General features: G+C 39.7%; 7 protein-coding genes. All 7 read right to left on the bottom strand.

The annotated features are described in order from the left end of the window. Window position 1 precedes the first annotated feature (1 nt). On the bottom strand, window positions 2-1216 hold the full coding sequence (locus tag SOLCA_RS22155; RefSeq protein ID WP_014679437.1) for a gliding motility-associated C-terminal domain-containing protein: 1215 nt from the start codon (window positions 1214-1216) through the stop codon (window positions 2-4). Window positions 1217-1262: 46 nt separating this feature from the next. Next, window positions 1263-2348 (bottom strand): hypothetical protein, encoded by a 1086-nt coding sequence (locus SOLCA_RS05375; RefSeq protein WP_014679436.1) that lies wholly within the window; start codon window positions 2346-2348, stop codon window positions 1263-1265. A 56-nt stretch (window positions 2349-2404) separates the two neighbouring features. Then, window positions 2405-3523, bottom strand: a complete 1119-nt coding sequence (locus SOLCA_RS05370; RefSeq protein WP_042479359.1) for a hypothetical protein — start codon at window positions 3521-3523, stop codon at window positions 2405-2407. An 89-nt stretch (window positions 3524-3612) separates the two neighbouring features. Beyond that, window positions 3613-4710, bottom strand: coding sequence for a hypothetical protein (locus SOLCA_RS05365; protein ID WP_014679434.1), 1098 nt, complete (start codon window positions 4708-4710; stop codon window positions 3613-3615). Window positions 4711-4789: 79 nt separating this feature from the next. Beyond that, a complete protein-coding gene (locus SOLCA_RS22150) occupies window positions 4790-9880 on the bottom strand; it encodes a collagen-like domain-containing protein (RefSeq protein ID WP_014679433.1) in 5091 nt (1696 codons plus the stop codon). 485 nt (window positions 9881-10365) lie between these two features. Continuing rightward, entirely contained in the window at window positions 10366-11361 is a 996-nt protein-coding gene (locus SOLCA_RS05355) for a helix-turn-helix transcriptional regulator (RefSeq protein ID WP_014679432.1), read from the bottom strand. A 19-nt stretch (window positions 11362-11380) separates the two neighbouring features. Continuing rightward, window positions 11381-12382: a helix-turn-helix domain-containing protein gene (locus tag SOLCA_RS05350; protein WP_014679431.1), complete on the bottom strand. Its 1002-nt coding sequence runs from the start codon at window positions 12380-12382 to the stop codon at window positions 11381-11383. Window positions 12383-12502: the final 120 nt, after the last annotated feature.

The following is a 12502-nucleotide window of genomic DNA, read 5'->3' as shown; positions in this document are numbered from 1 at the left end:
CTTATCGTATTATATGTACATATCCTGTGAAGGATTTTGTCCCGCCATTTTTGGGTTTAACTTTCAGAATATAGAAATACACCCCTTCGTGCAAATCACTACCATTCCAATCGTTCTGATAGTTAGTGGCTTTAAATACTTCATTTCCCCACCTGTTAATTATTACCAATTCATTTTCAGGGTAATTTTCTTTTAACCCCCTGACCACAAAGTCATCATTGTTTTGATCGGCATTTGGGGTAAATACATTCGGAATAAACAGATCTGGCATAAATTGACCTGCTAAAGCAATTGGCAAAACTTCTGAGTTGGTTATACTTAGCTTTTCTGCTGTGTTTAAGTTAACCGTAGTGGTACGAAAGTTGGAAGACGAAGGATTAGTTGTTTTTACTAGGCCCCATTTTCGAGCTTCTTCATCCCATTCCGTTATATTTTCAAATGCACCATCAACCACAGTATTAAATGGAACACTCAGCGTTACTTTGTTATCAGCATCCTGTGTCATCAGACCATGATAGAAGTGTTCATTGACACCTTTAACCCCTTCTTTTGTGTCTTCAGTATTGTAATAGTCTCTATCAGCACGATAATTTTGAAACTGACAACCTATATTACCTGCCTTATCAGCTTTAACCTGCAAGGGACGATAACGATATACTCCGTCTGTTTTATTACCTAATGGAAACAGATACGAGGAGCTATTATCCATTGAACGTATTAAAAAACCTTCCTTTGATGTACTGGTATTTATATAACCGGTTGTTTGTCTCATCGCATCAACATTGGTTGATAATACAAATGCTGTATGACCATTTACGTCCAATTCTTTATCGGTAAGTTCAAGTAAATGAGTTATTTCAATAGAAGTATTTTGGACCTTTTTATCTGATCCTGAAAGCAGTAAATCAGGAAAACGGGTAACTAAGCCGTTAAATGTTTGTATAGCTCCACTAAGAATAATTTTTCCCGTGGATGCATCGGTAAATACTTTCAAATCGTTAGATGAATTATTATACCAGTTGCCTTTTATTTCTAAATCACCTTGATGGGATATGTTTTGTGAAGTATTTCCAGCGTATATCACATCTCCATCTACAAATACCTTTGATTGCGGCAAGGTGGTAAATATGTTATCAATATATAACTGTGCCGAGACATGGTTAATAATACCAAGGCTCCCTAATACAGCTACTAAGTATTTTAGTTTTGTTTTCATTTTTAATGAATTAGCTTTCAATTGTCGCAACCAGATAGATTCCTGATCAACTTACTTTTATAATTCTGAAAAACTTTGAATATTGAATCCCGGTTGATTGATCACTCATGATCTTTATATTTCCGGAAGCTGTACCCCCCTCTGTTCTTTGAATTACCAATCGAAGCTTAGTATTATCATTAAGAGCAAGAACACCTGTTAAATAAACTCCAGATATTTTACCTGACCAGTTTACTTCATATTGATCTCTGTTACCAATGACATTCACCCAGGCAGTTCCATTCCATTTTTGCAAAACGAGGCTTATCCCCATTGTTTCATCCGAAACAGTTTGAACATAAAAATTTGCCTCTGCCGTTATTTCGTAAGTTCCTGAAAAGAAAACATTGAAGGTATTATCAGAATCGTTCCAGGTACCAATGGTATTCAAAAGCATATCTGATGAAGAAAAATCAATAATCGCTGGATTACTTATTGCACTAAATGCTGATGATGGTAAATCCTGAACATCAGAAGATTGAAAGTATGCACTACCCCATATGGACAGTTTTACAACACCCATATTATCGACCACCAGACCTGCATCTGTATCATTTGTTGTTAACTCAAGGTTTTCAAAACGCACACTAGCAGCTTTCACATGTAACTGATTGGTTGGATTACTTGTTCCAATCCCAACATTACCTGCAGCTGTTACGCGCATTCTTTCAGTATTATTTGTCTTCACCACCCAATCAGCAGCATCCCTGGTACCAATAAAATGAATCGAAGGATTTGTTTCTATATTACCTAGTCTACCCCACCCTGTTGTATCTAAAGGTGTCGCCATTTTGTTCCAACGGTTCTGTTGCCAATAGTAAAATCCCTTGGTTGATATGCCTAAGTAAGTTCCGATAACAGCTGTATTGTTATTGTAGATCCATAAACCCTGCACGGGCGCATTACCTAGTACCGGAGCCGGATCTGACACTTTAGTGATATTAACATTAGGCAACAAAATACCTTTATCCGACATTGCTTTCATATCTAATGCAGCGGATTTATCAGGTGTATTGGTGGTTACTCCAACTTGTGCAAAACCAGTGTGGATTAACAATATAAAGGATATTAATAAAATGAACGTTTTTTTCATGTTAACAAGATTTAAGAGGCTGCAACTACATTTTTAATTAAAATCCGTGTTTCCAATTATCGTATTCGGGCAACTTTTAAATATTTAGAATAAGTGATACCATTGGCAGGATCTACATTCGCTTTCACATCATTATTCACAGCGTAGAATTTTGCCCCCCTGTACGCAACAAATCTGATTTTTGTGTTCCCATTTAATAACACCCCAACTCCGGATACACTGCAAGTTTGTGTATGCCCATTAGTATTGTACATGGCTCTGCTTCCCACCACATCATCCCATGTACTTGTAGAAGTATTGTACGCTTGAATCACTACATTAATAGCCATTGGACCACCTGTAGAACCTGTATAAAAATTAAAGGCTCCGGTTACATCATACTCTCCTGCATTAGTCACTGTTAATGAATTATCTGCTACATTCCAGGTGCCTATATTATTCAGGAGAATATCTCCTGTTACAAAACTCAATACAGCAGGAGAATACCATCCAGAATACATACTAAAAGCATCAAACGAAAGATTCTGTATTGTTGATGATTGCAAATAGGCTACATGAGGAAGACCCACAGCAGCCTTCTTTACAACACCGGAAGCATTTACTACAAGAGGTATAGCATTAGAAGCATTGGTTATCGATAATGTCTCGAACCGAACAGGAAGTGCAGGCGCTTTTACATCCAATGTATTTGTAATATCATTATCACTATCACCCATACCAATATTACCATTGGCATTTACACGCATTCTTTCAATATTATTGGTTTTCACAATCCAATCATTTGAATTTGTTGTACCGATAAAATTTACTGAAGGATCTGTATTACTGTTACCATATAAACTCCAAACGGTTGTATCAGCCGGAGTAACCAGTTTTTGCCACATGGTTGCATCCCAATAATAGAACCCCTCACCGGCGGCACCTTTTCCCGTAATTCCGGAATTAGTATTATAGACTAACAAGCTTTTGACCGGTGCACCTCCTGCAATCACTGATTTATGCGTAGTACTATTAAGATTTACCTGAGGAATCAATACGCCTTGTTTGTTAGTTGCTTTCAAATCTAATGCAGCAGATCTGTCCGGTGTATTTGAAATCATTCCGACCTGGGCAAAAGCAGCAGTATTAATAAAAAAGAATAATATTGCCAGTCTTATACCATATGTAAATTTCATATACCTTGTACTATTGAATTTAAGTGTGAACATCTTTTAGCTTTAATTTGGCTCATCCTGAAGCAATTTTAATTTGCTTCTCTATGCCGTTATCCTATTTTATTAAGTTTCAGCACCTTCGAAAAAGTAACACCATGCACACCACAATCAGCTCCTACTTTGCCACCAGTAACAATACCTCCACCCATTCTATGAATAACAAGTTTTAGTTTTGTTCCTGCAGTTAAACTTACTATTCCTCCCAAGGGGCAGCTGATTGTCAGGTTGGCCCAACTTTTAGAGTATATTGTCCTTGCTCCTAAAACAGTTTGCCATCCATTACCAGTCTCTTGTTGTAATTCAAGAGATATATTCAAATCGGCATCAGGTCCATTTACACTGATAAAATTAGCACTGGCATAGACTTCATATAAACCATTCTCATTAACTGTAAACACTGAAGAGCCATCCCAGGAACCAATAGTATTTACCTTTACCTCATCATTGGTAAATGTAATTGGATCAGAATTGGTTGCAGAACTGGCTCCAAATGAAGTAATTTTATAAGTTTGGGGAACAGCTGATTGGAGAAAGGCCACATAAGATGCACCGGCCTTAGCCTTACGAACAACACCGTTTCCATCAGCCACAAGTGTTATGTCAGATGGATCGGTTGAGGTTGCCAAACCTTCTAACCTTACAGGATCTGAATTCGATTTAACATGAAGTGAATTGATTGGTGCATTTGTGCCTATACCTATATTACCTTCGGCAAGCACACGCAGTCTTTCCGTATTATTTGTCTTAACTATCCAATCCTTTGAATCAGTCGTACCAACAAAATGAACATCAGAATTAACATTCCCATTACCCGATAAACCCCATCCAATAGTATCATTAGTTGCGATCAGCTTAACCCATCTATTGGTATCCCAGAAATAAAAACCTTCTCCTTCTGCACCATCCCCTATTATCGCAGCATTCGTATTGTAAACCAACAAACTTTGTACAGGATTCGTAATTATCGTTTTGTCGGTAGTACTTTTGAGATTTACATTTGGAATTAAAAGTCCTTGGTTTGAAGTAGCTCTCATGTCCAACACAGCCGATTTATCCGGATTATTTGCAACCATACCCACCTGAGCAAGTGACGAGCTGCTATATGCTAAACTCAATACAAAAACCGTTACCTTAAGCAGTATTTTCATTCTTCTCTATTAAATAAACAATTTTAATTATCTAAAAAAGAAGCGATTACAACTAAGCAATCACTTCAATCAGCTTAGTTTAGAATCTTGAAATAGTTTGCCATTTGGTTGAACTCTCAGCGATAATCTGGTAGGTTATCTTTTGCCCTACACTGATTAGGTGATCAGTTTCGTCCACGAATCCTGCAGTAAAATCAATAATTACAGAATTTGAAGAAGTATCAACACGTTTAATGGTAAGTACTCTGCCGGATACTGCCCCTGTTGTTGGAATTCCCACAGACACGCTTCCGTTGGATGCATCAACCAATATCACATCATCGATTGCAAAGTCGACGGTATAATTGGCAGAGATTCGTTTTACATATTTTACCAAAACAAGATCCTGAGAATTCTTCCAAATCACATTACCATTTGCGTCTGCAGATGTTGCCACAGAACCTGTGTTTGCTCCCACTCCATTAAAGCCTTTGGTTATCGCAGCATATTGAGTCGTAATTTTATTAGCTATTTTAGCATCTCCTGCAACATCTAATAATTCAGATGGATTTGAAGTTCCTATTCCTACCTTTCCTGAATTTGTAATTATCATTTTTTGTGATAATGCATTATACGGTCCGGTATAAAACACGTGCGACCCCTGACCAGAACTATAATTAAGTTGACCGCTTGATACTCCAAAGCCGTAAATACTCTCATATGCTCCACTGAAGAGACGTATATGTGATACAGATGGTGTTGAAGTAGAAAAATTGCCAAAGGATAAACGAGTGTATTTACCGGAACCAGAACCTAACTTAAATTCTGCTGTATCAGAAGCTGTTACAGGAGTTATTAATCTGACTCTTTCTATATTATTGGTTATTAACGGCAGATCATAATTATCCGTTGTCCCCAATGTTTTAACTGCTCCGTTCTTATTACCATTTAATTTCCAATCCACCGTCTGTAATGCAGTTGCGTCTGTCCAGATAATATTACCTGTAGCATCTGATACAGCTACCTTGCCCATAGCAGCACCGTTACTAACAGAAAGATTTACAGTACTGGCTTTGGCAATATTATTTATGTTGTTACCGCTCATGTTTAAATTCTGAGTAGCAACGTGGTTACCGAGGTTATCTCCTTTGGTGTTAACAGTTGCCGGATCTACCCAGGTTACTACACCACTATTATTAGTCATCATCATAGTGTTATTTGCTCCTGGCTTAATATCCACGGTAGTAGCGCCTAACACAGTATTGGTTCCTGATACATTGATAGTGGCATTCGGACTACTTACCGAGTTATTACCAGTAATCGCTATTGGAACCTGTGTACTCCATACTACATTACCAGATCCGTCGGTTGTCATAATTGTATTACCACTTCCAGGAGTAATATCTACTGTTGTAGCACCAAGAACTGTGTTTGTACCAGTAACTGTTACCGTAGATTTAGGACTGGTTACTGATGAATTACCTTTTACCACAGTATTGGCATCAACCCATGTTGGAGTTGTTCCAACACTCTGCAATAGCTGACCATCTGAACCTCCTGTCAAACTGATTGTATTATTTTTAAACACTGCATTAGCGCCATCACTAACTGTTATCAAATTAGCACCAGAAAGTGTACCCGCTCCTGTTGTTGGTGGAGGTCCTACCGGACCTTGCGGACCTTGTTCACCTTGTGGCCCCTGTGGTCCTATCACTTTACCGGCATCTGTTTTTGTACCATCTGTATAAGTAATAATCAGATTACCATTAACATCAATGCTAGTACCACTGATCCCTTTACCATCTAATCCATTTGTTCCATCAATACCTTTCGGACCAACTACTTTACCGGCATCTGTCGTTGTTCCATCTGTATAAGTAATAATCAGATTACCATTAACATCAATGCTAGTACCACTGATCCCTTTACCATCTAATCCATTTGTTCCATCAATACCTTTCGGACCTTGTTCTCCCTGAGGACCATTAATCTTGGTCCATGTATTGGAGGTTGGGTTATACACCCATGTACCTGAATCATTAGTTACAATGGTAACTCCTTCTCCGGGACCTCCCGGTGTGCCCGGAGTGCCCGGAGTGCCACTGGTGCCTGCCATTCCCTGAACACCTACCACTCCCGGATCTCCTTTTAAGCCTTGAGGACCTTGCGGGCCTTGTGCTCCCACCAAACCTTGCTCACCTTGCGGGCCTTGAGCACCGTTAATATTAGTCCATGTATTGGTGGTTGGGTTGTACACCCATGTACCTGAATCATTAGTTACAATGGTAACTCCTTCTCCGGGACCTCCCGGTGTGCCTGGAGTACCCGGAGTGCCACTGGTGCCTGCCATTCCCTGAACACCTACCACTCCCGGATCTCCTTTTAAGCCTTGAGGACCTTGCGGGCCTTGTGCTCCCACCAAACCTTGCTCACCTTGCGGGCCTTGAGCACCGTTAATATTAGTCCATGTATTGGTGGTTGGGTTATACACCCATGTACCTGAATCATTAGTTACAATGGTAACTCCTTCTCCGGGACCTCCCGGTGTGCCTGGAGTACCCGGAGTGCCACTGGTGCCTGCCATTCCCTGAACACCTACCACTCCCGGATCTCCTTTTAAGCCTTGAGGACCTTGCGGGCCTTGTGCACCGTTAATATTAGTCCATGTATTGGTGGTTGGGTTATACACCCATGTACCTGAATCATTAGTTACAATGGTAACTCCTTCTCCGGGACCTCCCGGTGTGCCTGGAGTACCCGGAGTGCCACTGGTGCCAGCCATTCCCTGAACACCTACCACTCCCGGATCACCCTTATCTCCTTTGGCGCCGTTAATCGGAATCCAGTTATCCGGATTATTCGGGTCACGTACATAAACGGTATTAGTAGTTTGATCTACATACACGTTGATCGATCCGTCCAAGCCTGCTGCACCCGGTTGGCCGTTACCTCCCGCATAGCCCATTTCTCCTTTGTCACCCTTATCTCCTTTAGCACCTTTAGCGCCGTTAATCGGAATCCAGTTATCCGGATTGTTCGGGTCACGGACGTAAACGGTGTTGGTGGTTTGATCTACATACACGTTGATCGATCCGTCCAAGCCTGCTGCACCCGGTTGGCCGTTACCTCCCGCATAGCCCATTTCTCCTTTATCTCCCTTATCTCCTTTAGCACCTTTAGCGCCGTTAATCGGAATCCAGTTATCCGGATTGTTCGGATCACGTACGTAAACGGTGTTGGTGGTTTGATCTACGTACACATTGATCGACCCATCTAAGCCTGCTGCACCCGGTTGGCCGTTACCTCCCGCATAACCCATTTCTCCTTTATCGCCCTTGTCGCCTTTAGCGCCATTGATATTAGTCCATGTATTGGTGGTTGGGTTGTACACCCATGTACCTGAATCATTAGTTACAATGGTAACTCCTTCTCCGGGACCTCCCGGTGTGCCTGGAGTACCCGGAGTGCCACTGGTGCCAGCCATACCCTGAACACCTACCACTCCCGGATCTCCTTTTAAGCCTTGAGGACCTTGCGGGCCTTGTGCTCCCACCAAACCTTGCTCACCTTGCGGGCCTTGTGCACCGTTAATATTAGTCCATGTATTGGTGGTTGGGTTATACACCCATGTACCTGAATCATTAGTTACAATGGTAACTCCTTCTCCGGGACCTCCCGGTGTGCCTGGAGTACCCGGAGTGCCACTGGTGCCTGCCATTCCCTGAACACCTACCACTCCCGGATCACCCTTATCTCCTTTGGCGCCGTTAATCGGAATCCAGTTATCCGGATTATTCGGGTCACGTACATAAACGGTATTAGTAGTTTGATCTACATACACGTTGATCGATCCGTCCAAGCCTGCTGCACCCGGTTGGCCGTTACCTCCCGCATAGCCCATTTCTCCTTTGTCACCCTTATCTCCTTTAGCACCTTTAGCGCCGTTAATCGGAATCCAGTTATCCGGATTGTTCGGGTCACGGACGTAAACGGTGTTGGTGGTTTGATCTACATACACGTTGATCGATCCGTCCAAGCCTGCTGCACCCGGTTGGCCGTTACCTCCCGCATAGCCCATTTCTCCTTTATCTCCCTTATCTCCTTTAGCACCTTTAGCGCCGTTAATCGGAATCCAGTTATCCGGATTGTTCGGATCACGTACGTAAACGGTGTTGGTGGTTTGATCTACGTACACATTGATCGACCCATCTAAGCCTGCTGCACCCGGTTGGCCGTTACCTCCCGCATAACCCATTTCTCCTTTATCGCCCTTGTCGCCTTTAGCGCCATTGATATTAGTCCATGTATTGGTGGTTGGGTTATACACCCATGTACCTGAATCATTAGTTACAATGGTAACTCCTTCTCCGGGACCTCCCGGTGTGCCTGGAGTACCCGGAGTGCCACTGGTGCCAGCCATACCCTGAACACCTACCACTCCCGGATCTCCTTTTAAGCCTTGAGGACCTTGCGGGCCTTGTGCTCCCACCAAACCTTGCTCACCTTGCGGGCCTTGAGCACCGTTAATATTAGTCCATGTATTGGTGGTTGGGTTATACACCCATGTACCTGAATCATTAGTTACAATGGTAACTCCTTCTCCGGGACCTCCCGGTGTGCCTGGAGTGCCCGGAGTGCCACTGGTGCCTGCCATTCCCTGAACACCTACCACTCCCGGATCTCCTTTTAAGCCTTGAGGGCCTTTTAGGTTACCAGCTAAATTCCAATTCCCACGACTATCTTTTTGATAGTAGTTTCCTGAATTATTGTCAATATATAAATCACTGTTTTTACCTATTGTAACGGACGGAATGCCTGATCCATTAAAGATTTTTGATCCATCAGCGGACGAAGAAGTCCCGTTTGGCGTTAAATAAATCCATTCATTTACAGGCGAACCATTTGGCCCACTCCAATAATAAAAACCTAAACCATTTCCGTTTGCAATGTCTTTATTGGTATTATATACTAATAAAGCTTCAACAGGATTTGGAATAGTTACTCTATCCTTGATATTAGCAAGTGAAACTCGTGGAATGAGTAATCCCTTGTTAGGAGCAACTACGTCTAACACGGCAGCTTGGTTAGGAGTAGTGGTTCCAATTCCCACATTTCCATTTTGCGCCTTAGCTAGCAGCATTACCCCGGAAAATAGCATAGAGAGTAAAACACGTTTTAAATAAGGTGTCATAAATTTTAGTGTATATTATTTTAAATCAAGGATCTTGGTTCAAGTTATGTTGAAGACATTAACTTCCTGGAACCCAATCATCCATCCTATTTGAGTAGACTGAGAGCTCTTCGTTTTTAACTAATTAATTATCAACTCATTTCAATTTCATTTAGCATTACAAAAAAAGCTAACTCGTAGCTACCATACTATTCGCAAACACGTTCGAATCATTCAAAAAATTTCTTTTTTTTAGACATTCCATTGAAAATGACTCTAAACATAAAGTGCACAAACAAAACATATCCACCTGTTCTTCAATCGAATACAGGGACTAATAATTCTTAAAAACAACTAAACTGATTAAATAAAGGAAGGAGATTGATAATGCTACCAGACTATTCGAGAAGATTATTTTATCGCTCAAATCGTTTAAATGCAAAAATCATATTTGAGACGCTGTGAGATTTTATGCGAATAAAAAGTGTTCTATTCCTTTAATTGAGTTAGGAAATTAGGCTTGGAGAAACGCCAAAATGTTCTTTATAGACTTTTGAAAAATGGCCTAAATTTGTGTATCCCACACTTCTTCCGGCCTCTGATACCGATAATCCATTTAATAGTAGATTATAGGCATTTTGCATTCTTACTTGTAAATAGTATGAATAATAATTTATACCGTAAATTTTTGCAAAAAGCGACATAAACTTCGATTTGCCCATGTTACAATTTACACCAATTGTTTTCAGATCTGGCCACGGCTCATGTAAATTTTCATGTAATAATTCTATCTGCTTTTTTATTTTTTCCGCATCGTTTAAAAACAATCGCTCTTCTTTACCGAGTGTGTTGCTAAAATTATTAAAGAAAATAGCTAACAAATTAATCACAGTCCCCTTAATATATAAAGTGTGAGAAGGGTCCCAATAATAAGTATCCAGTAATTCCTGAGCTATATTGTAACAGTTTAAATCTAAGTTAAAAGCTCCCTGAAATGGTTTATTTTCTTGATAATCTGGCAAAGGGGCCTTTGTAGAAATATTTAAGGATGAAATCTTATTTAGCATCCAGTTTCTACTAACGGTAACAATTATCGTTCTTATTTTTTCGCCTTTAGGAAAAACAATATTAAACGATATTGCCGATGACATATAGACAATTGCATTGGCAAAATTATTGCCCATTTCAATGATTTCGCCCGAAGTGTGAATATTCGGCTGATGAAGACTGATGCTAAAATGAATAAAAAAATAATCGTTACTTTTTGAAGGAATATGCTTAAATGTAAGCGTTTCATTAAGCATATAGTCGGCTCTGACTAAACCTAGACCTTCTTCCAATTCAATAAACTCTGCTTTACCTTCTCTATATTTTGTAGACCAGGTAATAATATTATTATTACTGGTAACCACTAATTTACTTCCAATTTTCTCTTGAATGGCTTCAATAAGATCAAACAACCATTTCTTCCCTGTACCAAAATAAAATTCTATTTCCTGCATAATTATAAAACTTTCTATTTTATTTATAACTACTTGGATCAATATAAAAAAATCCTTTAAACTCTTTCGCGAAATGACTTGGATTTACAATACCAACACTTTTTGCAGTTTCACTGATTGAAAATCCACTGATTAGCAACTCCGCTGCCTTTTGCATCCGTAATTCCTGGTACAAATCATAATAATTTTTACCAAAAACACTTTTGAATACTTTTAAAAACTTGGATCTACTCATATGACATGATTCAGCAACTATTTCGATTTTTGGCCATGGGCTACCAATTTTTTGCTCCAACTGTTCTTTCAAGTCGATTACCCTAATCACATCCTTATAGCTTAGTTTTTCTTTGGCAAACTCTTTCTTCATCATCCTCCTGATGAATATAGAAAGCAATTTATAGGCATACCCCTCCATTAAAAATGCGTACCAATTTGTATCGTCATTAAGAGCCAAGATGTTTTTTACTATTTTCATTGATTCAAGATCAATATGTAAATAACCATCAACCGACTCATTATCTAAAAACTTAGTCGACAACTCGCCTTCCGAAACAAAATACTTACTTAAGTTTCGCTGAATCCATGTTCGGTGCATAACCAATGTTATTATACCCATTCCCAATTCCTTTGTAAAGAGAAAACCGCCAGCATGGGCAGCAGATAAATAGTGAATAGATGCATTCCAATCATTACCATAATCAACTTCGATGCCTGAGGGCTTTTGCAGTCTGATTTTTCGTGCACTTACATTATAATGAATTAAGGAATAATCGTTTGAAAGAACTGCATTTCGAATGAATATAAAACTTTCTTTCAGGTATAGCTTCGTTCTAATCAATCCAAAATTATCTTCGAAAGCATAAAAACCAATCTCTCCGGATCCAACTGAGTCAGGAAAAATTACTTTATTGTCTTTCAGGTTAAATGGAGTATTAAAAGCCTTTGAAAGATTTGATGCATAAGCTTTTAACCAACTTAACTCTGTAGTAATATTACACTCAACCTCTTTCATATTTTTCATTTTCGATAAAGAAAAGTTAAGAAAAAGAAAGAAAAGAAAGAAACCAAAAGGAACAATCCGGCGAGAGAAGGATGATTCTTTATTATTAATAATACTTAAAAGAGTGCAAATTTTGAAAAA

Source organism: Solitalea canadensis DSM 3403 (genome assembly GCF_000242635.2).
In the GTDB taxonomy this organism is placed as follows: Bacteria; Bacteroidota; Bacteroidia; order Sphingobacteriales; family Sphingobacteriaceae; genus Solitalea; species Solitalea canadensis.
This window is presented reverse-complemented; position numbering and strand designations above follow the sequence as displayed.

Bases quoted from the DNA above. Each gene is read 5' to 3' on its own strand.
- SOLCA_RS05375 (WP_014679436.1), bottom strand. From the start codon at position 2,348: ATGAAAAAAACGTTCATTTTATTAATATCCTTTATATTGTTAATCCAC.
- SOLCA_RS05365 (WP_014679434.1), bottom strand. From the start codon at position 4,710: ATGAAAATACTGCTTAAGGTAACGGTTTTTGTATTGAGTTTAGCATAT.
- SOLCA_RS05355 (WP_014679432.1), bottom strand. From the start codon at position 11,361: ATGCAGGAAATAGAATTTTATTTTGGTACAGGGAAGAAATGGTTGTTT.
- SOLCA_RS22150 (WP_014679433.1), bottom strand. From the start codon at position 9,880: ATGACACCTTATTTAAAACGTGTTTTACTCTCTATGCTATTTTCCGGG.
- SOLCA_RS22155 (WP_014679437.1), bottom strand. From the start codon at position 1,216: ATGAAAACAAAACTAAAATACTTAGTAGCTGTATTAGGGAGCCTTGGT.
- SOLCA_RS05370 (WP_042479359.1), bottom strand. From the start codon at position 3,523: ATGAAATTTACATATGGTATAAGACTGGCAATATTATTCTTTTTTATT.
- SOLCA_RS05350 (WP_014679431.1), bottom strand. From the start codon at position 12,382: ATGAAAAATATGAAAGAGGTTGAGTGTAATATTACTACAGAGTTAAGT.